17 protein-coding genes are annotated in these 25495 nt (G+C 40.9%); 10 read left to right on the forward strand and 7 right to left on the reverse strand.

Annotation, left to right across the window (positions count from 1 at the left end; genetic code table 11):
- The first annotated feature begins 213 nt into the window (after positions 1-213).
- From E2H97_RS16800 to E2H97_RS16810, 3 genes are read left to right on the forward strand one after another with little or no spacing between them, the layout of a single operon-like run.
- Positions 214-1695 carry a citrate/2-methylcitrate synthase gene (locus E2H97_RS16800; protein ID WP_133408203.1) on the forward strand — a complete coding sequence of 494 codons (1482 nt, stop codon included), beginning with the start codon at positions 214-216 and terminating at the stop codon, positions 1693-1695.
- Positions 1696-1708: 13 nt separating this feature from the next.
- Positions 1709-3211: a class I adenylate-forming enzyme family protein gene (locus E2H97_RS16805; protein WP_133408204.1), complete on the forward strand. Its 1503-nt coding sequence runs from the start codon at positions 1709-1711 to the stop codon at positions 3209-3211.
- Positions 3212-3216: 5 nt separating this feature from the next.
- Positions 3217-4413 carry an MFS transporter gene (locus E2H97_RS16810; protein WP_170308343.1) on the forward strand — a complete coding sequence of 399 codons (1197 nt, stop codon included), beginning with the start codon at positions 3217-3219 and terminating at the stop codon, positions 4411-4413.
- An 11-nt stretch (positions 4414-4424) separates the two neighbouring features.
- On the opposite strand, the gene E2H97_RS16815 is transcribed toward E2H97_RS16810, so the two are convergent.
- On the reverse strand, positions 4425-5612 hold the full coding sequence (locus E2H97_RS16815) for a tetratricopeptide repeat protein (protein WP_133408206.1): 1188 nt from the start codon (positions 5610-5612) through the stop codon (positions 4425-4427).
- Between the two features lie 176 nt (positions 5613-5788).
- On the opposite strand from E2H97_RS16815, the gene E2H97_RS16820 reads away from it, so the two are divergent.
- Positions 5789-8845, forward strand: coding sequence for a hypothetical protein (locus E2H97_RS16820; protein ID WP_170308344.1), 3057 nt, complete (start codon positions 5789-5791; stop codon positions 8843-8845).
- On the opposite strand, the gene hutI is transcribed toward E2H97_RS16820, so the two are convergent.
- The gene (hutI, locus tag E2H97_RS16825; RefSeq protein ID WP_133408208.1) at positions 8842-10086 is read right to left on the reverse strand and encodes an imidazolonepropionase; all 1245 of its coding nucleotides are present in this window, start codon (positions 10084-10086) and stop codon (positions 8842-8844) included. The genes E2H97_RS16820 and hutI overlap by 4 nt on opposite strands.
- A 131-nt stretch (positions 10087-10217) precedes the next feature.
- Between hutI and hutC the strand changes: the two genes are divergently transcribed.
- The 3 genes from hutC to hutH all read left to right on the forward strand — a co-directional run bounded on the left by hutC (position 10218) and on the right by hutH (position 14260).
- Complete coding sequence (gene hutC, locus E2H97_RS16830) at positions 10218-10919, forward strand: histidine utilization transcriptional repressor HutC (protein WP_133408209.1); 702 nt, start codon at positions 10218-10220, stop codon at positions 10917-10919.
- A gap of 126 nt (positions 10920-11045) precedes the next feature.
- Positions 11046-12713 (forward strand): urocanate hydratase, encoded by a 1668-nt coding sequence (hutU, locus tag E2H97_RS16835; RefSeq protein WP_133408210.1) that lies wholly within the window; start codon positions 11046-11048, stop codon positions 12711-12713.
- Positions 12714-12727: 14 nt separating this feature from the next.
- The gene (hutH, locus tag E2H97_RS16840; RefSeq protein ID WP_133408211.1) at positions 12728-14260 is read left to right on the forward strand and encodes a histidine ammonia-lyase; all 1533 of its coding nucleotides are present in this window, start codon (positions 12728-12730) and stop codon (positions 14258-14260) included.
- A gap of 52 nt (positions 14261-14312) precedes the next feature.
- Here hutH and E2H97_RS16845 read toward each other — a convergent pair whose 3' ends face one another.
- Together E2H97_RS16845 and E2H97_RS16850 are read right to left on the reverse strand one after the other, a co-directional pair.
- Positions 14313-17159 (reverse strand): DNA repair protein RecN, encoded by a 2847-nt coding sequence (locus E2H97_RS16845; RefSeq protein ID WP_133408212.1) that lies wholly within the window; start codon positions 17157-17159, stop codon positions 14313-14315.
- A gap of 225 nt (positions 17160-17384) precedes the next feature.
- Positions 17385-19394, reverse strand: a complete 2010-nt coding sequence (locus E2H97_RS16850; protein ID WP_133408213.1) for a hypothetical protein — start codon at positions 19392-19394, stop codon at positions 17385-17387.
- 219 nt (positions 19395-19613) lie between these two features.
- On the opposite strand from E2H97_RS16850, the gene E2H97_RS16855 reads away from it, so the two are divergent.
- From E2H97_RS16855 to mtnC, 3 genes are all read left to right on the forward strand, one after another.
- Positions 19614-20312 carry an oxidative stress defense protein gene (locus E2H97_RS16855; protein ID WP_133408214.1) on the forward strand — a complete coding sequence of 233 codons (699 nt, stop codon included), beginning with the start codon at positions 19614-19616 and terminating at the stop codon, positions 20310-20312.
- A gap of 31 nt (positions 20313-20343) precedes the next feature.
- On the forward strand, positions 20344-21027 hold the full coding sequence (gene yjjG, locus E2H97_RS16860) for a pyrimidine 5'-nucleotidase (protein ID WP_133408215.1): 684 nt from the start codon (positions 20344-20346) through the stop codon (positions 21025-21027).
- Between the two features lie 130 nt (positions 21028-21157).
- Entirely contained in the window at positions 21158-21832 is a 675-nt protein-coding gene (mtnC, locus tag E2H97_RS16865) for an acireductone synthase (protein WP_133408692.1), read from the forward strand.
- A 48-nt stretch (positions 21833-21880) separates the two neighbouring features.
- On the opposite strand, the gene E2H97_RS16870 is transcribed toward mtnC, so the two are convergent.
- The 3 genes from E2H97_RS16870 to E2H97_RS16880 form a co-directional block, all read right to left on the reverse strand.
- Positions 21881-22789: a hypothetical protein gene (locus E2H97_RS16870; RefSeq protein WP_133408216.1), complete on the reverse strand. Its 909-nt coding sequence runs from the start codon at positions 22787-22789 to the stop codon at positions 21881-21883.
- Positions 22790-22881: 92 nt separating this feature from the next.
- On the reverse strand, positions 22882-23280 hold the full coding sequence (locus tag E2H97_RS16875; RefSeq protein WP_133408217.1) for an acyl-CoA thioesterase: 399 nt from the start codon (positions 23278-23280) through the stop codon (positions 22882-22884).
- Between the two features lie 147 nt (positions 23281-23427).
- Complete coding sequence (locus E2H97_RS16880; protein ID WP_133408218.1) at positions 23428-25215, reverse strand: AMP-dependent synthetase/ligase; 1788 nt, start codon at positions 25213-25215, stop codon at positions 23428-23430.
- Positions 25216-25495 lie beyond the last annotated feature (280 nt).

The raw sequence follows: 25495 nt of genomic DNA on the forward strand, positions 1-25495 counted from the left end.
ACAATTTTTTATATACCCGCCGTCCTTAACTCACTAAATAAACTCACTGTTAGCTGCACCTCTAACATTAAATTAAATTAATAATAAATTAAGTAAATTCAAGGAATTAATTTAATACCACACCGTCATAGAGTGAAGTGGAAAATCATAATCACTCCACCACGAAGATATTGCTTTATCAAATGTTCCCTAAATTAAATAGGCACTAAAAAAATGAAAGAATACATTCAGAAAAAACATGACATTTATCATGACCCAAAAGAATTTTTTTGGAAGAATAGATTCGCCTACCTAATCTATGATTTAGATAAACACTTCACCAAATTACCCCAGCAAGAAAAAGAATTAGCACTCGCAACAAAAGCAAAAATCATATCCGCGTTCAACAGTAACGCTTCCTTGAATTTATTTCGAATTAAATTAGAAAAAATCTTCAGTCAAGTTACCACTCTGTTAACTCAATCGAATAATCACTCTTTAAAAGAGCACATTGATAGCTTGTTTAATACATTACAGGACAGTTTATTGAAAATTGAAAATAATGTTATTCCTGACTCATATTTTACGCCTTTGAACTCCCATTCAAACATTCACATTGAAAATGGAAACATTAAAATTTCCAACAAAGACTTATCAATATTTTCACAAAATGAAGATTACTTCGAAGCGATTATTGATTTATTCATTGGATTTGATTGTAGTTGTAAAAATATAATTGAAGACTCTTTTGTTGAAGGTTTTAAATTAAACGAAGAAGAAATAAAAATTGTTGATAACGCTAAAAATACACAAATGGATATTGTGTCTCTTTTGAACCATCAACTTTTACAACAGCAAGTAAGCAGAAAATTTAAGAGTATATTGCAGTATGAATACATTCCTTCCGCTCCTAACAGCATCAATCATCAACGGCGAGTTGAAGCTTTAAAAGAAGCGATGTTTCTATTTGGAAAAATTCTCTCAACCGTTGCCTTATTTTATAATGAATCCAAAACATACAAATATACGGAAGACTTCACATCCATTGACCCCATTGAAATGTTTTTCCAAGCAGCTGGAAGAGAGATAAGTAAAGATCAAATTTCAGCATTAAGGAAATGTGCTTTAGCACATGTTAGCCATGGTTTGAATTCAGCTGAATTTGTTTGCTTAATCTCAAGTTCTGTAAGAACGACTTTTCCTAGAGCTCTAATTGCAGGCTTAAATGTTGGTAGCGGAATGTTACATGGTGGTGCGATTGAGGCGTGTATGAGGCAAACCACTTCATTCCTTAACAGCGATCAGCTCCCAGAAAAATATGTGCAAGAGTTAATTAATGCTAACCAATTAATTTATGGTTTCGGACATCGTATCCACAAAATAACGGCGGAAACCCCACCAGAGATAATTGCCAGCGATCCCCGAGTTCATATTTATTTTGATGCATGTAGGCAAGCTTTTCCAAACAAGGCGGATGTGATTGAAAAATTATACCTCTACGCTCGTGAAGCAAGAAAGCAGAACCCAACATTAGGAGCAAATACCGATTTTGCGGCTTCAGTACTCTTTCATTGTCTTGAGTTCCCGCCGGAAGTCGCAAGAGGCTTTTTTACTGTATTTAGAACCCCTGGAGCATGCTCACAAATCATTAATGAGCTGTCCGTTAAAGGTAATTCTAGAAGACCTCCATTCGCACATGTAATTCCTTATATTTAATTGGAAACTGACTATGAATGTAGAATCACTCATCGCTCCAAACTGCTTAAACAAGCAAGATTGCATTGCACTGATGCATAAAGATAAATCATACAGTTATCAATTCACCATTGATAAGATAAAATCTTTATCTGCTGGGCTTCAGCTTAATTTCGAAATAAATGAGCCTCTCATTATATGTCTTCCTAATGATCCCGAGTTTGTTTTCTTTCTCTATGCCTGTATCAACACTGGAGTATTAGCCATACCAGTTGCACATACAGTGACAAATGATGAATTTTCTCGCTTGATAAAAACAACTCGAGCAACAAACATTATCGTTTCTGATGAAAAAGCTAAGAGTATGGATTCTCAAACATTAGAGGCTTTTGAAAAAGTATTCATTAGTGTTGAAGAAGGTCACGAAAAACAGGAAAGATATAGCACTACCGCTTTTCTTTACATGTCTCCCGATCTCTTCAATGAAGTCAATGTTGACCTAGAAAAAACGGCCATCATCACTTCAACAACAGGTTCAACAGGGACTCCCAAATGCGTAGAAATCCCTTACAAAAATATTTTTAAACCCATTTCGAGCTCATTTCCTATTAACCAATCTTCTATTACCATTTTAGATAATCCTTTGCAATTTTCTGGTTCGATTAATTTACTGTTTAACTTTTTTTATTTCGGAGCTCAAATTGTATTAAGTGTTGGTATGGGCATTAATAACTTGGCTTCCGATCTTCTTCACTATAAAGCAACACACTTAAAAGCCAGCCCTTATATTTTTAATGAATTACTTCATCTTCCTGACAGGGTTCTTAAGCAAATTAAGCCACAATTACAACTATGTATTGCTATCGGCGCCAACACTCCCGCAGAAATAAAACATAATTTTCGTAAAAAATTTGGTATACCTTTGCTTTCAATTTATGGTCAAACTGAAACTGGTCCATGCATCCTCAACGCTGCACAAAAACAAGATAAACTAGGAGCTTTGGGAGAAGCAGTAAATGGGACACAAATTAAGTTAATAACTTCAAGTGGACAGCAGGCTGCAATTAATGAAATTGGGGAAATTTATTGTAAAACCGAAAGGATGATGAATGGTTATTTCAATGATAGCATTAACACTGAAAATGCATTTGTAGATGGATGGTATAAATCTGGAGATCTAGCTTACCAAGACGAAGACGGATTTTATTGGTTTACAGGTAGAAAGAAAAACATCATTGTTTCTGAAATTGGGCAAAATATCATCCCAGAAGAAGTAGAAAATGCATTAACTGATCACCCTGCAATAAAAGCGGCGGCGGTTATCGGCATAACTTCAGATAACCATTGGGAAAAAGTCGTTGCCTTCATTGTCCTTAATACCCCAAATACGCTCTCTAAAACAGAAGTCATTGATTATTTGAAATCAAAAATAAGCTTTTTTAAGCTACCTGAGGAGATATGCTTTACTGCTGAATTTCCACTAACCTCAACGGGAAAAATAGATAAAGTAAAACTCAAAAAAACGCTTTCGGCTTAATCATTTTGGGTAATAATCTTTCTCAAAAGCTCACTAGTAAAGAAAGAAAGCAGATATTAATAACCCTTCTGCTGGTTATCTGTGGACCTTTAGGTCTATCAATACACCTTCCATCTTTACCGGCGATAATGAATTTTTTACATACTGATCAGCAGAGTATTCAGCAATCTTCAACCATCTTTCTATTGGGTTCAGCGATTAGTATTCTTTTTTATGGTCCCATTTCAGATCACGTAGGAAGAAAACCTGTCATCATCTTCGGCGTTTTCGTTGCTTCAATGAGTAACTTTTTATCGACGACCACCTGCTCTATTTCAAGCTTTCTTTTATTTAGATTTGCACAAGGCATAGGTTGTGGTGCCTGTGTAGGTATGGGCCGGATCATTGCAGCCGATATTATGCCTAAAGAAAAACTGGCGGCTACTGGGATCTACTTTAGTACGTTACTGAGTCTTTCAACAATATTGGCGCCTATTATTGGCAGTTATATGCAAACAACCTATGGTTGGCAGTCTAACTTTTTCCTCTTGGGCTTAATTTTATTGATGACATTGGTTGTCATTATCTTTGTTTTTGAAGAAACAAATACCCACATCATTAAAGAGAATGTAAGCTTTAACTTCTTAAACGTTTATCAATCTCTTTTAAAACAGAAGACATTTATAGGGTGCTGCTTACTTACGGGGATTGCCCGTTCTGTGAATATTGTATATATCACATTGAGTGCGTTCATATTTCAAAATGAATTTCACTTTTCGGCTCTAGAATTTGGTTGGTTGACAGCGTCTGTAGGCATAATCAGTTTAATTGCACGGCTTGTATTAGCAAAACTGATCGCGTTATTCAGTTTACATAAAGCACTTGAATTTGGATCTCAACTCCTCATTATCAGTGGCGGAGTGACACTTGCATTGTTAATTTTCGACAGGCAAAGCCTTTATAGTATTTTAGGCGCTTCAGTTACGGCTATGTCAGGGGCGATATTTATCGGTGGAATAACATTAGTATTAGCACTCAGCCCTCAAAAACATCATCGTGGCTCAGCAGGTGCCTTGTTTGGTTCATTGCAAATGTTGATATCCTCTATTCTTGCTAGTGTTGCACTTAGCTTTAAATTTTCTGGTTCTTCAGTTTTAGGACTTTTCTATTTTTTAACAGGGATATTATCTTTGTATCTTTTTTACAAGTGCATAAGACAATAGCCAATTGTAACTCAGCGGCTTTTTGTTAATAAATAGAGCTTCTTATTGTATTTTTCCCGAAGCTTAGGATCGTATGTCCAATCCATCACTCTGTTCATTATTTTTCTAGCCTTAAGTTTCTTATTCTGCTTCAGATAAATTCGATACAACCCAAGATAAGCGTCTTGAACATAAGGGGCTTTTTCAATGACTTTAGTAAAATAACGGATGGCTTTACGGTCGTTTCCTTGTTGCTTTGCATAATATGCTTGTTCTAACCATGCATAAGGATTGGGATCGTCGATTTTGGCCAGAGTTTTTTCATATTGTAAGGCTTGCTCTGTACGGCCAAGCTCTGTCAGTAACCCTATATAATTTGACAGAACCCTCAAATTATTATGATCGACTTTTAATGCTGCTAAATAAATCTGTTCTGCGGTTTGGTGGTCACCTTTTCGGTTATGCAATACCGCCAACAAATTGAGCGTTTCACTGTAATGCGGGGCTTGCTGGTAAGCGAGCATGACATAAGAAAAGGCGTCATCGAGTTTATTTCCAATCAGTGCATTAGCCGCTAAATTATTATAATACTTGGCAATGAACTCCTTTTGACTTACCAAGCGCCCGGCATAATTTGAAACACTTGGAAAATAGTCAATAATCGAACTGGCTCTCATCCACTTAAATTTCGGCGAAACGTCTCCCTCTTTTATTGGCGCATAGAGTCGGCTTTGAACATGGGTGGAAGATGCAATTACGCCATTTTGCTTTTCAAAAATGGGCGGAGTATTTACCTCAATATAATCCATTTCGACATTAACCAGCTTTGCTAAAGCAGTGGTTAAGACCGCTAAGCTCATACAGTTGCCTTTGTTGAGCATCAGTGCCGTAGATGCATCATAGGTTTCACCATAAAAGGTAAAATTATTGAGTTTTCGTTCAAGGTATTCGGAGACTATCTTGTCAGGCCGCTGTCCTTCACTTAAGGCAGCATGATAATAGCTTAAAAAATCCTGCTGTTGTCCTTTGGTGAGTGCAAAAACATCATCAATTACAAGTAATTGCTGATTTAGCTTGAATAGTGCGCGATTTATCTTAATCTCGACAGCTAAAGCAGCGTTATCATCTACCTTTAATGCAGGCTTAGGAGCACTGCTACAACCACAAATCCATAAAGTAGTAAGTGCTATTAATGAAAAACACGTCTTTCTTTCAAGCATACTAAGCCCCTAAATCCATTTGCTTTAATCCAACATAGCATAAAAAAAGTACCATGAACCAGCTCTGATTTAGAACGCTAACGTTGAATGTCGACTGAACGTATCACACTCTCTTTCACCCAAATACAAGCCAATACTTAATATAAAGATTCCTTTTATCTTTCTCTTCCGCGCCTATGTCATCAGAACCTTTTGCAATCACATCAGTGAGCTTGTCACCGGAAGTGGTATCTGATCCACAACAAAGGCTGTTTGAGGCGGTGAAAAAAGGGAAATTCAACCAAGTTAATTCGCTGATTTTAATGTATAAAGGCCTATCTGCCGACATTATCTATGATGGCTTGCCACTCATCTATATAGCAGCCAAAGGTGCTGACATGCACATTGTTGAAGTTCTGCTAACTCGATGCCAACGACCCAACTTCATCGATATGCAAGGCAAAAACTTACTTCACCATTTGTTTACCAATACTCATTTTTCTCAAGTTACAGATGTAGATCTTGTTGTTGGCGCAATGAATAAGGGAGCTGATTTATTTCAAGTCGATGACGAGGATATGATCCCTCTGATTTTTTTGCTCGATAAACGTTATGATCAAAACGTTTACCGCAAGGTGCAGTACCCGAATTACCGACAAGCCGTTAAACCTTTCATCACACCAAAACTGCTAGATGACGCACGCGTAAAGCATGAGCCTTTATTGGTTCACCTTGCTCAAAATATTTCAGATTTTTCAGAACAAGCGTATTTATGGTTATTCGGACTCGGTATTAGCCTTGATGCCTACACTTTAGACTTTGAAAGTGTAGTGAGTATTTTACAAAAAGACGTTGACCAAGCTTTCACACGCTATATTTTGCAACTGTTTGAACATGAACGTAAGTTTCCACATTATCTTGATGAGTATGAAATTGTTCAACTTCCAAAGGAAACTCACCCAGATGAAGACCTGAAAAGCTCACCCCAATCATCACATTTAAGTCCCTACACTTCTGTACAGGTTTATGTCGCACCTGAACAATACGCTCCTTATTCAGGAGATCCTCTAAAAGAGGAAAAAATGCGCCAAGACGCTGACCCAACGCAATGGGACGCCATATTTTCACCTCAATCTCCGAATGACGACTTAGCCGCTTTAACGCGACCTCTAACACGACGCTTATCTCGAAGTACGAATGATCTTCATCTAAGCCAGAAAAAGGAAAAAGAACACTCTGATCTGGTGGTTACTCATAAGCCCAAATTGCAAAAAGAACCAAGATCATGCGTTAGCAGAGATGTGTTAATGGTTCGAGTTCGATTTGCCAAACTTATTGAAAAGCTCAAGCCTCACAATATTCCAGAAGACAAGCTTGAGTTAATTGCTCATCGAGCGCCAATTGCTCAATCTTACCTTCCTGGGGCAATGCTGGATGAAACATATGTAAGGTATATTCCAGTCCGTTATAAACCGGTTTCTCGTAGTATACAAACGACCAATAAACCTAAGGATGAAGACAGAAAACAACGGCAAGAATTTTTAAAAAAAACTAATGTCTATCGGAGAGCCAGCATATTAAGACATGAAAAGCGAAGAGCTTCCATGCGAACACTTCTCCCTTCCCCATCCCTTTCACCAAACAGTACATTGAGTAGCTGTTTCACCGATAGAAGAAGCAGTATTTTTTCCTTTGATGAAGATTCATTGAATTCACATCGTCCTTTGGTCATGCTTCCAGATTCACTAACAAGGACGCTTTCTATTGACGAAGCTCAACAGGAGGCAACGACGCCGCTGGGTAAGACGTTAGATAAAATCCATCAATTAGAAGAAGATCATTCTCACCTTAATGTTTTGGTTCCAGCTTTTACTCAATCATCCTATCAAAAGCTGGTTGAACCAACACCAGAAGCTAGTGCAACGTTAGCTGAAATACGTTCAGCCACAAAAGACTTGAAAGACCGAGAGCATGTTAGTGGTCAGTATAGCGAAATCGTAAATAACTTATCTCTTCGCTTCGAGCAATACGACTTTGAGATCTGCGCAGGAGAACAACCAGCCATTGCTTTTCATTCTTTGGAACTCGTTGGTGAGCTGCTAGCATTTTATGAAGCTTGGCGGGAAATGACTCAAGGGAAGGAGATTTTCGGTGTTTTACGAGCAACTACCAATGCATTCGCGGCGGTATCTGGGTTGGCATCTATCGCGACTGAAATTGCCACGCACTTTTCCAGTGACCACCATGTTCTCGGGATTGTTTCCAAGTGCGCAACCAGCTTTAGTAATATTCAAACAGCACTGAGTCAGCTTCTTGATATTTTTAAAAGACTCAAAGAGTCCAACCTCATTGAGGATATTGAACATCATCAATTTGATATCAATTCAGTCACCTCTTATTTGACCAAAGGATTGGCATTCGCAAGAACCATTACCTTCACCGCCAAATCTCTAGCATCTGCCGCCAATAAAATTCTTGAGGTGTTAAAGCAAGTATCGAGTGTATCAACGGTTATTCCAATCTTAGGGATTATTGTTTCTGTATTTGATATGGTAGGGCGCATTGTCGCAACGGGTCAGCATATTCGCTGTTTTTGTGATATGGCTGAAATTAAAGCCTGTCTCAAACTGGATTTCCCCGATTCTGAAGCCCTCTGTGAAGTGATAACTGAAAACGGTAAAACAGACAGTAAGGTATTAAAATGGCTAGCATTTAAAGCTGAAGCAGAACGAGATGATGTTCTACCTAATGATATTTTTGATGCCAAACGCTATTACCTAGCACGGGGGTTTAAACGTATCAATCAAAAACGAATCATCAGAGAAGTGATCGGAATCTCCTTCGATATTCTTCAAATCAGTAGCGATATATTGAAGTTAACTGGAGTTGCTAGTGAGGTTGGTCTGGGACTTTCAGCCACAACAGCCGCCTTGAAAACCACGCAACTTACCACTAGGGCAGGCAAACAGCTATTCCACGATTGTCTAAAAGACGATAAATCTAAAGACAGTAAACATGAAGCACGTTGCTATCAAATCCAAGTTTTGACTGAATTGCTCGAAACCGTTGCTCTCGGCTATGAAAAAGGCCTAACGGAAGATGATTTGTATAAAGCACAGATCTGCGAGCTCAAATTGATGTTTAGAGCCGCAGGCATGCGGCTAGACAAGTTTCTTGATTCAAGAAAACCTTTAAAAGATCGGATCCAAAGCCTTTATCAAGCCATCAAGCAACGGGAGGGACTTTCATTCTAAGCGTTCATCGAAATAAGCTGGCCATTCTTAACCACCTGAAGACAAGGGTTTACCCCATAGCTGTAACTAAGCTCAGCTGGGCTTTGAATATCCCACAAGCAAAAGTCCGCTTGTTTTCCTACTTCGATAGAGCCCACTTTATCGGCAATACCTAATGCTTTTGCAGCATTTACGGTTGTGCCTTTTAACGCTTCTTCTGGTGTCATTTTAAACAAAGTACACGCCATATTGAGCATCAAAAGGGTTGAGCATATTGGCGATGAGCCGGGGTTAAAGTCACTCGCCACCACCATAGGAACCTTATGTTTCCTAAGAAGATCGATTGGAGGAAGCTGAGTCTCGCGTAAAAAGTAAAACGCTCCCGGCAATACTGTTGCGCAAGTACCACTTTCAGCAATCGCTTTAACACCAGCTTCATCAAGATATTCGATGTGTTCAACCGATAACGCACCAAGCTTCGCTGCCAATTCAGAGCCTCCTTGATTGGTTAACTGCTCAGCATGAAGTTTAATTTTCAAGCCATGTTGTTTGGCGGCGGTCAGGACTTTTTCCGTTTGCTCGAGATTAAAAGCAATAGACTCACAAAACACATCAACCGCATCTGCGAGCCCTTGCTCGGCCACCGATGGCAGCATGTCATTGATAATATGCTCAACGTATAAATCTGCGCCATTGTCTTTTTCTTTATATTCAGGCGGAATGGCGTGTGCGCCTAAAAATGTAGTTTGCACGTCAACATGGTGATGCTTGCCAAGCTCACGTGCCACGTTAAGCATTTTGGTTTCAGTATCTAAATCAAGTCCATAACCTGACTTTATCTCAACAGTTGTCACCCCTTCTTTGGCGAGAGCATTTAAACGCTTCCGCCCTCGTTCGAATAAATCCGCTTCACTCGCCTGACGAGTCGCATTGACGGTCGATATGATCCCGCCACCTTGTTGAGCAATGTCTTCATAGCTCACTCCGTTAAGGCGTTGTTCAAATTCATTGGCACGGCTACCCGCAAACACTAAGTGAGTATGGGCATCAATCAATCCGGGAGTGATCCATTTGCCATGACCTTTATAAATCGGCGTCTCTAGAGCATCGAATTCTGGTAGATCATCTTGTTTTCCCACCCAAGCAATCTTGCCATCTTTCACGGCAATGGCCGCTTGATGGATCGCTCCATAAGACTGATTATTCTCAGGATTCATGGTAGCAATATTGACGTCTATCCAAAGTTGATCCCACTGCGGCATGACAAATCTCCCATTTTTATTGATTTTATGACTTGTATTTACTTGTATATACAAGCTAGTATTTTATACAAATCAAGCAAAATTGTAACTGAAATACCAATTAAAGTAATTGGTATGGGAGCAGAAGCCCAATGGCACGAGCAAAATTTTCAGAAATTAAACAGCACATTCTTGATGCGATTGAGGACGGTACTTGGGCTCGTGGTAGTAAATTACCGTCAGAAAATCAGCTGGCTGAACAATTTTGCTGTAGTCGGATGACCGCAAGACGTGCGGTGACAGAGCTTACTGAGCAAGGCGTTCTTGAGCGCAGTCAAGGGCTAGGCACTTTTGTTGCTGGCGTAAATGCGCAATCTTCAATGTTGGTGATCCGCAACATTGCCGATGAAATTCGCGAGCGCGGCCATGAGTATTCTGTTCGTCAAATCGTGCTCCGTAAAGAACCCGCTTTACCCGAAGTCGCTGCCGCATTAGAAATCGAAACGGGCAGTGAAGTGTACTACTCGATGTTGATCCATTTTGAACAGCAAAAACCGTTGCAATTGGAATATCGATACATTAACCCAAAAATCGCACCGAATTATCTTCAACAAGACTTTTTAACCATCACCCCTCACGAGTATTTATCTGAAGTGGCACCACTGACAGAAGCGCATCACAAGGTGCAAGCCATTATTGCTAATGACGTCCAAAAGCAGCAATTAAAGCTAGAAGACAATACCGCTTGCTTACAGATCTTGCGTCGAACCTGGTCTAGAAAGGGAGTGGTGAGTTTTGCCCGCTTGGTTCACCCAGGCAATCAGTTCCACCTCGGTGGACATTTAACGTTTTGATTTTCTGGATACGTCACTCCTGCGAAGGCAGGAGTCTAGTGCCTTTAACTCTATGATAAAAAGTCACTGGATACCTGCCTTCGCAGGTATGACAAAAATGACAATAACAATACAAAGGTAGACATCATGAATAAACGACACGACCCAACAAGAGTCATCAAAGCCCCTCACGGCACTGAACTTAGCTGTAAAAGCTGGTTAACCGAAGCGCCAATGCGCATGCTAATGAACAACCTACACCCTGATGTGGCTGAGCGCCCTGAAGATCTTGTGGTGTATGGCGGTATTGGCCGTGCAGCACGTGATTGGGAATGCTACGACAAAATCGTAGAAACCCTACAACGACTTGAAGATGACCAAACATTATTGGTTCAATCAGGCAAACCTGTTGGGGTTTTCCAAACTCACAAAGATGCACCACGAGTACTGATTGCCAACTCTAACCTAGTGCCACACTGGGCGAATTGGGAACATTTTAACGAGCTGGATAAAAAAGGCTTGGCTATGTACGGTCAAATGACCGCAGGCTCTTGGATTTACATTGGTACCCAAGGCATTGTTCAAGGGACTTACGAAACTTTTGTTGCCGTTGCTAAAAAACACTTTGACGGTGAAGCCAAAGGTCGTTGGATCTTAACCGGTGGTCTAGGCGGAATGGGGGGGGCTCAACCACTTGCTGGTACTATGGCAGGTTTCTCTGTCATCGCTTGTGAAGTGGATGAAACCCGTATCGATTTCCGTCTGCGTACTCGCTATGTGGATAAGAAAGCGAAAACCTTAGACGAAGCCCTTGAGATGGTGAAGCAAGCGGACGCCGAAGGTAAACCAGTATCTGTCGGTCTTCTTGCTAATGCGGCGGATGTTTTTGCTGAACTGGTTGAGCGTAATATCACGCCTGATGTAGTGACCGATCAAACTTCAGCCCACGATCCTCTTAATGGTTATTTACCACAAGGTTGGACCTTAGAAAATGCGGCTGATATGCGTCTAAAAGACGAAGCAGCTGTTGTTAAAGCCGCTAAAGAGTCCATGGCCGTGCAAGTTAAAGCCATGCTCGAGCTGCAAAATCGTGGTGCTGCAACCCTAGATTACGGTAACAATATTCGTCAAATGGCATTAGAAGTGGGCGTTGAAAATGCCTTCGACTTCCCGGGCTTTGTTCCTGCTTACATTCGCCCATTGTTCTGTGAAGGCGTGGGACCATTCCGCTGGGCAGCCCTTTCTGGCGACCCAGAAGATATCTACAAAACCGATGCCAAAGTAAAAGAGCTGATCCCTGACGATCCACACCTACACAACTGGTTAGATATGGCGAAAGAGCGTATTGCTTTCCAAGGTCTGCCGGCACGTATTTGTTGGGTAGGTCTAAAAGATCGTGCACGCCTTGCTTTAGCGTTTAACGAAATGGTGAAAAACGGTGAGCTTTCAGCGCCAGTCGTCATTGGTCGTGATCACTTAGACTCAGGCTCTGTTGCCAGCCCGAACCGTGAAACCGAATCCATGATGGACGGCTCAGATGCAGTATCGGATTGGCCATTGCTGAATGCGCTACTTAACACCGCAAGCGGTGCAACATGGGTTTCACTGCATCACGGTGGTGGTGTCGGTATGGGCTTTAGCCAACACTCTGGTGTCGTAATTGTGTGTGATGGTACGGATGATGCCGCGAAACGTGTCGGTCGAGTTCTTTGGAATGACCCAGCCACTGGCGTTATGCGTCACGCTGATGCGGGTTATGACATTGCGAAAAACTGCGCCAAAGAGCAAGGTCTAGACTTGCCGATGAACAAATAAGGGAGACGGTTCAAATGGAAAAATTCGTATTAGAGCCGGGTAAACTGTCTCTTAAAACATTGCGCCATGTCAGCCGTCATCCTGTTCAAGTTGAGCTATCACAAACCGCTGTTGATGCCATCGCTACCAGCGCGGCAACGGTTCAACACGTATTGGATGAAGGTCGCACCGTTTACGGCATTAACACTGGCTTTGGTTTGCTTGCCAACACCAAAATTGCGGCTGAAGATTTAGAACTGCTTCAACGCTCAATCGTACTCTCTCATGCGGCGGGTACAGGTAAATTAATGAGCGATGCCACGGTACGTTTGATGATGCTACTAAAAGTGAACTCATTAAGCCGTGGTTTTTCAGGCATTCGTTTATGTGTGATTGAATATTTGATTGCCATGCTTAATGCTGAGGTCTATCCCTGTGTGCCAGAAAAAGGCTCTGTAGGCGCATCGGGAGACTTAGCACCGCTTTCCCATATGTGTTTGCCAATCATTGGTGAAGGTGAAGTTCGCTATCAAGGCCAAGTCATGTCATCGAAAGAAGGCCTTGCAAAAGCGGGCATTGAGCCTATCACGCTTGCAGCAAAAGAAGGGTTGGCTTTACTTAACGGCACACAAGCGTCAACCGCATTAGCCCTTGAAGGCTTGTTCCACGCTGAAGATTTATTCGCTCAAGGCTCTGTCATTGGGGCAATGAGTGTTGAAGCGGCCATGGGCAGTCGCAGTCCGTTTGATCCACGGATTCATGAAGTACGTGCTCAAAAAGGCCAAATCGATTCAGCGGCCATCTTCCGTGCATTGTTAACTGAAACATCAGAAATTTGCGAAGATCACTTAAATTGCGAAAAGGTACAAGATCCCTACTCCCTTCGCTGTCAGCCACAGGTATTAGGCGCGTGTTTAACTCAAATTCGTCAAGCGGCTGAAGTATTAGCCACTGAAGCCAATGGCGTAACGGATAATCCACTGGTGTTCTTTGATAATGGCGATATTATCTCAGGCGGTAATTTCCACGCAGAGCCAGTTGCCATGGCTGCTGATAATTTAGCACTGGCGATTGCAGAAATGGGCTCGCTTTCTGAGCGTCGTATCGCATTACTGATCGATTCTAACTTGTCAAAACTTCCACCTTTCCTTGTGGAAAACGGCGGCGTGAACTCAGGGTTTATGATTGCTCAAGTTACCGCAGCAGCTTTAGCTTCTGAGAATAAAACCTTTGCGCATCCGGGTTCAGTTGACAGTTTACCAACGTCAGCCAACCAAGAAGATCATGTATCCATGGCTACCTTTGCCGCTCGTCGTTTGCGTGATATGTCGGAAAACACTCGTGGTATTTTGGCGGTAGAATGGTTAGCGGCAGCTCAAGGATTGGATTTCCGTAGACCGTTACAGCCAAGTGCACCTGTAGCTGAGGCGAAAGCGGTGTTACGTGAGAAAGTCGCTTACTACGACAAAGATCGTTACTTTGGCCCTGATATAGAAAATGCCACTGCTCTACTTGAGCAAGCGGCATTAAATTTTGATGCAGCGACAGAGAAACTGTGTAGTTTCTAGTAATCTAGAATAGATATTAAAGCCAGCTCTAACGCTGGCTTTTTATCGCTTCTTAATTAGCTTTATCTGTCGCTTGTTTTAACGGTTCAGTAAAGTATTCGCTTTGACAAAAGTCCCCCGCCCACTCGACCAGCGTTTGAACTTCTTTGGATACGGAATTAATAAAACTTTTACTTTGAGCATTCATATGGCTCACCATATCTCTACTATCGTATTCTGTGGTCAATGCTTGATTAATGATTTCAATTCCATCGTAACTCATCACCACTTTTCCCTCGTCTGAATCTGCTTTAGGGGCAGTAAATTCAAACTTAAAGTGCGGTTTGATATCTCCATTAGAAGTCGCCATTAGATGCACAAAACATTTTGCTCTCAGATCTAAGGCTAACTCCTCAGCTAGCAGCCCGTCCATAAGTAGATTGGAATGCTCTTGAGGCATCGTCTCAGCTTTAAATGAAGTCACTTCAGTTTTTACTCTTAATAAATTTTCACGCCGCTGTTGAACTTGTCGTTGCTTCTCAGCTTCTAAAGCAACTTGTGCCATGTTGTGTGCATGGATACGAGTTTGCACTTGCTCTTTCAAGTTTACGAGCTTACCCACCATACTCGCATCGCGCTCCATTGGCTTTTGATGGTCTTTCTCAAAATCCTTAAATTTCTGCTCGTATACGACACAAACTTCATCAGGGTGTGCCGTCACTAATAAAAATTGAGACATGTCATAAAATGCTGAACTCATTTCTTGATCTTGCTGATCATTGATGGCTACCTGTAAATGCACTTTCTTCGTTTCAAGGTGCTCTTCTACATCCGCCAATTCACTTACTAAAACATAGCTTTCGAGTAAAAGTTCCTCATACTTACTTCTAAAAGCTTCAATTTGAGCAGGAGCTTCATCAACGGCTACTTGCAATTCCGCTAATTCCATTTTAGCTTTAATATCCGATAACTCCTTATTCGCTTGCTGTTTGAGTTCGGTAAACACCTTTTTTCTATCCTCAGTAAGGTTTTTAGCCGTTTGAAAATTGTTCCATAACGCATTGGTACCTTGCATACAGTGATCATACTGGCCTTTAAACTGTCGTAATAACTCTTCGTATTGCTCAACCAATTCATCGCCTTTTAACTGATCAAGTGATTGTCTCATTGTGCGGATAGCACCGAGAGCCACAGTCTCATCTAGCTTATACTGAGTACTTCGTTCATCCGCCTCTTGAGATATTCTTTCAAAGTATTGACTTACCTCTTCATGACAATCTAGTACTTGTTGATGTTTCTGCTTAAATTGTTCAAGTAATGCCTCTGAGTCTGCCGCTATTTGGTGAGGCGGCATTTTAGTAAGCTGAGTATCTAGCTCTGACAATGCGGCTTTAGCCGCGGAATAAGCCTGTTGGGCCTCGTCAATCTTAGCTTCTGTTTCTGCATTTAACTTATTAAACCGTCCTTTTAGGTCAGCGTCATCAGTCATAATACGACTGTGTTCCTGAGCAAAAGTCTCAAGTAATGATTTTGCTGACTCGACTAGTTGTTGGCCATTAAATTCATCTAACTGCGTTAAAAGGTCAGCGTAAGCTTGCTCAGCTTTGGCCTTTTGTACCGCAAGTTGATCTGAAAGCTGGTAAGTTAATTTCACACTATCAAAGTCGCTTTTAAGACCTGCATCATTTTCAAGCGCCCATCGGTAACCACTCTCAAACACTTGCAACATCGCCTGACGTTGTTGAACAAACTCTTGGCCTCTCATTCCTTCTAATTGCTGTTTTATGGTATTAAAGTGTCGACGAACATCGCGAAGGTAATTTCGATCTTGAGTCTGAGTTACCTTATTCTCCAATTGAGTACACGCCTGCATTTCTGCTGACTCTCCCCCACAACTTTGATCGTACATTGGAATAGAATCTATATGACAAACCAAGTTATAAGCGGTGATCGTTACACTGGTATTTGTAAACCACTCCTTACCAAATGATACAAAAAAAGGTGATGGTGCATTGGGAAGTAAAGTCGATAACTCTATCATTTGTTCACAAGCTGCAACGGCTTTGAATACATCTTTTTCATTCGCAAACGCTTTTAACTTCATTTCAAAAGAGTGCAAAGGTCGACCTTCACTTCGGCTTTGACAGGCCATTAATACGGGGCCAGTAAGATGGTGAATTGAGGGATAGCTTTCAGGTACCAATAACCAACCCACAGCTCTTCCATTAAACGAAATACCGACTTGTCGGTTGGTTGCTTGAAGCTGAACATATGGTTGATCTGGTACTTGCACAGGCATCAATGGGTATAATTGCAAGTTACATTTACAATCCTGCGGCAATGCATTAAATAATTCAGTAAAAGCCTCAATTCGGTCTTCAGATAGCTGCTTATCATCAAATAATATTGAGAGATGTTGACTCACTTTTGCATGTGTTAAATGACGCCCTTGTTCAGTGGCTCGAATTGCAAAATAAAAGTGATCTTTTTCCTGCACTGCATGCAATGGTGGTAAATCTTGATAGGCAAAACCATTACTGGGATCATAATTGAAAGAGTAAAGCGGGGTATCAGATTGATCATCCTTAACTCTCAAGGTTAATGACCAAGCATTTGGGTTATAGCCGTCAATTTGATACTCAAATTTTGCTCTGAGCTCGGGTTTCATGGCTTCCCTTAACTCAATAAACTCATTCAATTGTTGAGAAGGTAAGATATCCTTGCGGATTGCTAATTTATCTAGGCGAATTGAAATGTCACTCTCGGAAAGCGTTGAACTTGGGTCACGCCATTGAGCCATATTTGCTTTAAGCTCACTAAGACTCAAACGGGGAAGCCGATTTGGCTGTTCATAATTAGCACCAGCACCATATTGAGAACTGACCTGCTGATTCCAAGCTGCTTGTACTTCACCCGTCATAACTTGCCCCTTTCATGTTAAAGCAGTGTGTTCGATCCCGTAACCTCAGGATCTTGAAGATAAATTAGGCACTATTTATATCGGATTTTCACATCAGGAAGAACAATTATTAATCAACATTAACAGTCTGTTCACTTGGAGACTGGTTGAGATGAGTAAGAGAAGAAAAAGGCAAAAAGAAAAAGCCAACCCAAAGGCTAGCTTTCTAAAACGTATTTCTTGATTCTAAATTAAACCAGCAAATTCGAGTAGTTGATTGTATTTAAAGAGCTGATTATCCATAGACGTTACTCTCACTGTCTTTCTCTTCAAGCCTTCAGCAATAGTTCTTAATTGCGCCTTATCACCTACAATCGCGAATAGCTGCTTATACTCTGGTTGATTAGAATCACACAATCTCAAGAACTCCTTTTCATCAACTGCCGCTAACCTTTTTACATAAGATTCCACTGTTTCCAAATTACTTGCTGATGTAGAAAGCCAACTTACAACACCTGTAAAGATTCCAAAGCGGCCATTTGACGGAGCCTTGGCCGCTGCAGCCCTGTCTTTTGCTACTTTGATTCCATCAAGATAGTCTTTAACAGTCGTCGCACTTTCTTGAGCGTCATGCTCTTTAGCTTTAACTTTAGTGAAAGCTTCCATATTCTCATCAAGATAACTTAATTCTTGCTCACTTCCATTAAGCTTGACCCATACTTGGTTGTTAATTACAAGCTCAAACTCGAAATCCTCATTCATTCTCATCTCAAGTTGCTGTCTGGGCAATTGCTGTAAGGCTTCCGTTAATTTAACAAAAGCGGATGCCCGATCATGAGCGGCTAATTTAGTGTCATCAACCCGAGCAATCAAAATAGTAATATCTTCTTCTTCCAACTCCGCTATTCGAAACATATGCAGATTATTTTTATCTTGTGTCATTCTGTCAGCGACACATCGATCCATCGCTTTGTCGGTAATACTGTTAAATTTTTGAGCAAACTCCTTATTAGGCATCACCTTAGCAAAATCGAGTTTGGCCTGTTGAATTGCAGTAGGGATAGCTGATGGCACCATGCCATGTAATTGTCCTTCCAATTCTTTCAACCTCGGAAGCTGGTATTCTGCCATTGCATCGGCATTAGTCTTAGCGACATTTTGCTCCATTGTTTTAAAAGAGTCGTAGGATTCCGTACCTTTATTGGCACCGAATGTCATAACGGGAAGCTCCCCCTGTTTGCCCATATAAAAATGCACTGTTACAGGATCTTCATCCCCTTCTTCCATAGTTATCCAACTGCAGCCTGTACACTCATCACAAATAAAGTCTTTGCGTAACGTAAGCCAAACTCTCACACGTTTTGACACACCTAAAACGCTATTAGTCATTGTTTTCACATGCTCTTGGAACTCTTCATAACATTGGTACTTATCGCTCATTTGCATGATTACCAAAGCTTTTTGCATAGCTTTGAACTTAATAGTATATTTAGGAACTGTAGGCCCCGTAAATTGTTTTAGCGTGCATTCACCCGCCATGATGCAAAATTGAGTTCGGTTACCAGAAAGACTATTAATTTGAATATTCAGCGGCATTCTTGCTTGTCTAGGTAACGCATTCACAAATCGTTCAAAAACTCCAATCAAATCCAGAGGGTTTGACGCATCTACTATTTGTTGAACTTGAGTACAAGTATCGTTATACAAATCATGTTCATCATTTGGTAACAGTTTGAGTCGACCTTTTTGTTGTTGACGCGAGACTTTCAATTGCTGAAAAAGCACCTCTTTGAATGCGAGTAGCCCCACTGCCTGTGTTGTTTCAGCAAGCTGGGGGTGCTCTCTATCTTGTTGAAAATAGCCGATACACTGACCTTCGGCATATAAAGACAGGCTCCAATCACCAGAAGGTGTCGATCGATACTGAACGGCGATATTTGGCCTGCAAGCAGCATGCGTTTCAAATTCTCGCAAATCGATTAAATTCTTAAAAAAGTCTTCAGGACTACAGTCCTTAGCGCTCATCTTTTCAAGACAGGTTTTGGCAAACTGTTGATATTGTTCTGTAAACCCACTTTTAGGGTAATAGCTTGGTACAACCTTAGATTTAAAGTGTCGAAAATTAGCCGCCGCTTCTTGCTTTTCTTGCAAATACTCAGCCTCGGTTGCCGTTACTTTTGCAGGTGTTGTCGATGAAGCTGTCCCCCACTCAATGTTTAATGGTTGTGCTGTTGTAGAACATGTTCCAGCGGCCATAATTACCTCGCTTACTTAAATTATGCCAAAGCCATTGCTTCTTTATTGGCCACATCCTAACCGAACATCATGTTGAACACATGTTAATCTTTGTTAATTAAATGGCGAGGTATATGTTAATTCTCAGAGATGTGTCTGGTTCAAAAATTAAGCATTTAAATAAAACTATGGGTTAGTTACACTGGCTGAGTTTCTGTCGATTTTAACCTCGGGCATACTATGAAAAAATTACCTATTGTCATTACCGGTTTGGCATCATTGCTTCTATCTAACACCGCTTTATCGGCACCAATTGATCAACCTCATATCAACACAGTTGGCGTAAGCCAAATTGAAGTTAAAGCGGATATGGCCACCATGTACGTTTCGGTTTCAGTCAATCAGGCTACGGCAAAACAAGCAAAAGCGGTGTCTGATAAGGCGGTGGTTAAGCTCACCCAAAAGCTTAAACAAGCGGGTATAAAAACCAAAGATATCGATAGTGCTAATGTGTATGTACAACCTCAATATCATTATCCACACAACCAAGCGCCAGAAATGATTGGGTACAAGGCCACAAGAACCGTCTCGGTTACAGTACATAACCTCAATACACTCAACACACTATTGGACAGCAGTATTGCATCAGGCATGAACCGAATTGACTATATACAATTTGGTAGTAGTGAAATAAAAAAATACCGAGAACAAGCCCGTTTAGCTGCTATTCGTGATGCTCAAATAAAAGCCAAATCATTGGCAAAAGGCTTTGGGGAAAAATTAGGGAAGGTTTGGGAGATTAATTATTCATCCGATAGTTATCAACAACCTATGGCTCGCCAAGCCATGATGTATTCTGAAAAATCGACAGGACAAACGTATGAAAATAAGATGATCACCATCAGTGATAGAGTCGAAGTCACTTATACTCTAAAATAATCATCCTTTGTCGTTATTAAGGCTGTAAACATTGAATCTTTCTCGTTACCAATGGCTGTTATTTGATGCCGATGAAACCCTTTTTGACTTTGATGCTTTTGCCGGTCTTAAACGTGCATTAGTTCAATATGGTGTAGAGTTTACTGAGCAAGATTATGCGCAATATCAGCAAACCAATCAGGCATTGTGGGATCGCTATCAAGCCCACGAAATTGACACGCAAACATTACAAGAGCAGCGTTTTCAACTGTGGTCGCAACGCTTAAATGTGCCCGCCACCACCCTAAACTCTAACTTCCTATTGTCCATGGCAGAAATATGTCAGCCGCTGCCCGGTGCGATAGAAATGCTTGACGCCATTAAGTCCCAAGTAAAAATTGGCATTATCACTAACGGACTTGCAGAGTTACAGCAACGACGCTTGCACAACACTGGCTTGGATCAATATTTAGATTTATTGGTGATTTCAGAGATAGTGGGTGTAGGAAAGCCTAGTCCTGAAATTTTTGAGTATGCCTTTGAAAAAATGGAACATCCTGAAAAATCGAACGTACTGATGGTGGGGGATAACCTGCACACTGATGTGATAGGCGGAAATCGCTTTGGTATCGATACCTGTTGGTATAACCGCCACAAAAAGCACAACGAAACGGAAATCGCTCCAACACTTGAAGTTCATTCTCATGATGACTTTAAACTATGGCTTTTAAGTTAGGAGTCTTGTCTTAACTCAAAACATGATGAATTAATGTCTAAAGCACACTGAAATCTCTGGTCAAAACCCTGATTTCAATTTAGGATCAATCTCGCACTCAAATTTGTTGAAAATGGAGCCAGTTCGCATTATGGGGATCCGAGCCATAGTTGTTGATACAGCAGGAACAACGACCGATTTATCGTTTATTGAAGACACCCTTTTTTCTTATTCATTAGAAAAACTGCCCACTTTTTTAGAGCAACACCAAAATGATGTTCTCGTGGACAGTTGTATCTGTGATGTTCGCGACATGGCACTTGAACCTGATGCCGATATCGCTCGTATTGCCGCCATTTTACAACAGTGGATCAAAGACGACCGCAAAGCCACGCCATTAAAAACACTTCAAGGTTTGATTTGGAAGCAAGGCTATGATGAGCAAGAATTTACTGGGCACATCTTCCCCGACTTTATTGAGGCCATTAAGCATTACACTGAAAACAATATGAGAGTGTATAGCTTTTCTTCTGGCTCAGTGGATGCGCAAAAATTGCTGTTCGCACACAGTGATGGCGGTGATTTAACGCCCTTATTCAGTGGTCATTTTGACACCCGTACCGGTAACAAAACCGATCCTCAGGCGTATTTGAATATTCTGAACACCACCAGCTTATCGCCTAAGCAAGTGTTGTTTATTTCTGATCGTCAAGAAGAATTAAAAGCAGCACAAGCGGCTGGTATTAATGTTTGTCTGATGTCTCGTGATACTGAAGTGAGCTCTCAATACCAGCAGATCACTAGCTTTAAAGATCTTTCACTGTAATACACAATTTAAAGCCAACCTGTAAGTTCAATTACTTACAGGTTGGCTTTATTGGGTTTGTTTAAACGCTAAATAGTCTCTCCACGCTTGATGCATCTCAGGGCACATTAATTTAAATTCTTCACTGGACTCATCATCAATGCCTTCCAGTTTTTTACACCATTGCAAGCGATTTGGAATACCTGCCATAAATTGAAAGGTCTTCACTTTATCTTTGAATGTTTTCTTAGCCTCAACGAATGATGAAGTATCAACGTCCACGACAATGATTTTCCCAACCCCTTGCATTTTTTTATCGATCAAAGTTTCCAGCCGATTGATTTTAGAATATCCTTCTCTATTTGCTGTGCTAATCCAATAAGTTATAGCCTTAGTAGGAAATCGTTCAAATTTGCTTGATTGTGACATCGCCCTCACTAATTTTTGTCTGGGAAGCGACGAAAAAACGACACATGTTAGTGCCGAATGTAACTGACTCCACTGGTCAATTTGATCAAACAACTGAGTAGAAATCGGAGTATAGGTAGTATATTCTGGATTTGGATCGCTCAGATCAACATTGACCAAAACATGCTCCATTTCAAGTACAACCAACACAGAGCTATGCTGGTAGGTACGTATTAAATTGCTTACCGCAGTGAAATCAATAATTTGTTCATCAACAATGGGCGTTACATTAAGCTCATCACCCACATTTTTATGCTCAATCTCCGAACAAACTCCCCTTGTCTGTTGCTCAGTTTGCGTTTTCTGATCCCGACAATCTGAAGATTTTTCAGAGAAAAATTCAGTAACTTTACTATTAACGTCAACTGTTTTTGATTCGGTATTCGCATCAACAAATTGCGCAGTCATCATAAAGCGACCAACTGTTTGTGCTCCCTGAATCTGATCTTCTTGCTTTACTGCCTGATAATCAGCTTTTAATGACTCATCAGGAGTTACTTTTGCAGCCATAAACAATGACCTTATTAAATCCTTATTAAATAAAGCCACTTTACCTGATAAACCAAACTGTTTTTCAAACTTAAAAACAGATTAATCAAAGATTAATCTGCTAGTTGCTCAAGTTGAGCACGAATTTCCTTTGAAATTGGCTGGCTGCGATTGGTTTCATAATCAAAATGCACCATTTGGGTTCGACCTTCTGCCGTTAGTTCATCATTTTGATAGCATTTTTGATGCACCTCAAAACTCGAATTTCCAATACGACTAACACTCGTGATCACTTTAACCTCACTTCCGTAAAAGGTCGGCGCTTTAAAATCGACTGAGATCTTTGCCAAAATTAAGTTCCAGTGTGCAATTTCAAGGGAAGGAACAAAAATTTTAAAAATCGGGTCTCTTGCGGATTCAAACCAAACGGGAATGACGGTGTTATTAATGTGTCCTAATCCATCGGTTTCGCTAAAGCGAGGAGAGAAGTATGTGGTGTATCCTTGATTCATATTTTTGTTCCCTTACTAAAAAGCCGCAACGTTAACAGCAGCGGCTTGTTTATATTTTTGTACCCAATTGAAGAAATCAATCAACGCAGATAAGAGTAATAGGCCTTTTACAATCAATCACATTAAGGGCTTATACGCTATCGATAATTACTGATACATAGCACGAATTTCGCTGTCGTATTTATGGTAAATCATCTTACGACGTAGCTTCAAGGTCGGGGTGATCAGCCCTGCTTCCATTGAAAATGCATCCGACAATAATGTGAATTTCTTTACTTGTTCAAAGTTAGCCAGCTCCTGCTGCACTTCCTTCAAACGCTGCTCGAATAATTCAATGACTTTGCTGTGGCGTACTAAATCGATTGGAGAGGCGTATTTAAGTCCTTGCTCTTTCGCCCATGCTTCTAGTGTTTCAAATGCAGGTACAATTAAGGCAGTCACATAATTTTTCGATTCCGCAATTACCGCCACTTGTTCAATGTAAGGGCAACAACCGACTTTTCCTTCCACTCGTTGCGGCGCAATGTATTTGCCGTTTGAGGTTTTCATCAACTCTTTAATACGATCGGTGATGATCAGATTACCTTCAGAATCAAACCTTCCAGCATCTCCGGTTTTTAACCAACCATCCTCAAATACGGTTTCATTTTCTTCAGGGCGATTGTAATAACCACGCATTACGGTATCACCACGCACCATAATTTCGTTGTTATCACCAATTTTGATTTGCGTTTCATCCAAAGGCTGACCATTTGAACCTGGAACGCGGTTATCAAGGGTATTACAGGTAACGGTTGCTGTAGTTTCTGTCATGCCATAGCCGCAGAGTACAGGTACATCAATGGCTTGGAAAAAACGCTCAATTTTGGCTTCAAGCGCTGCGCCACCACAAGGCATAAACTTGATGTTACCACCAAGGGCCTCTTGAAGTTTGCTAAACACGAGTTTGTTAGACAGTTTTCGTTTTAGCGTTAACAGAGGGTTGGCTTTGGCTCGACCTTGTTGTACTTCAAAATGTTGCTCGCCTACTTTAAGCGCCCATGCAAACAGCTTTTGCTTAGCTTTAGATGACTTACCCACTTTATCTTGAATGGCACCATATATTTTTTCTAAAAAGCGCGGTACAACACATAAGGTATGTGGCTTAATGTCAGCCAACGCCTCTTTGGCTTTTATCGTTTCAGTAAGATACACATTCTTCACGCCACGGCATAACGCGTAAAAACTCCATGCACGTTCGAAAATATGGCTCAGTGGCAGTAATGCCAATGACACTTCACCCGATTGTACTTTTAATTTTCGATCGTGCTGGCGGATCGTCGATGCTAAATTGCGATGATCTAGCATCACCCCTTTAGGTTGACCGGTTGTACCAGAGGTATAAATCAAGGTTAATAGGTCATCCAGATGACTACTGGTTAAACGTGCTTTAAGCTCACCTTCACACAAGTAACTGCGGTCTTGCAGGATCACATCAAAATAGTCGTCATTAGCAGAGGCTAAAGTGACGTTTTCATCAAACACTACGATTTTTTCAAGACTTGGACACAGAGGCTTAAGTTCACACGCTTGTTGATAAGCATCCTTATCGTCCACAAATAAAATCTTGGCTTCTGAGTCATTAACAATGAACGCTGCTTGCTCTGTGGTTAACGTTGGATACAAAGGCACAACGACACCGCGACTTTTTAAAATCGCTACATCGGCACACGTCCACTGCGGGCAGTTTTTCGACATAATGGCACATCTGTCCTGAATTTGAATGCCATTATGGATCAGCCATTGCGCCAGTTGTTGAGTTACATCTTCAAATCGCTGCCAATTAACGCTACGCCAATTGTCCATTGCATCATAACCTTCAAGGGCAATGGCATTGGGTTGACGACGAGTTTGATGACGAAGTAATGAAATTAAATGATACTGCTCTAATGACATGATAAATACTCGTGATACTTGAAGATGCAACTTTCAGGGCTTGTTCAGCGTTGCATTGTTCGAGGCGTGAAAGCGCAGAACTAGCGGGCTAATTTAAGCTTTTACAACAAAGGAGAATCAACGCTGAAAAGCCCACTCTGTGTGAGTTTAATTGCCATTTATACTTCGTTACTTACCCTTGAAATAGAATAACTATTGCTACGGATAAGTGCCTTGTCTAAATGGCAATTAATTCTCACTGAAATCCTGCATCTTCAGGTATTACGAGTATAGCTTACAA

The organism is Parashewanella tropica, from assembly GCF_004358445.1.
Classification (GTDB): Bacteria; Pseudomonadota; Gammaproteobacteria; order Enterobacterales; family Shewanellaceae; genus Parashewanella; species Parashewanella tropica.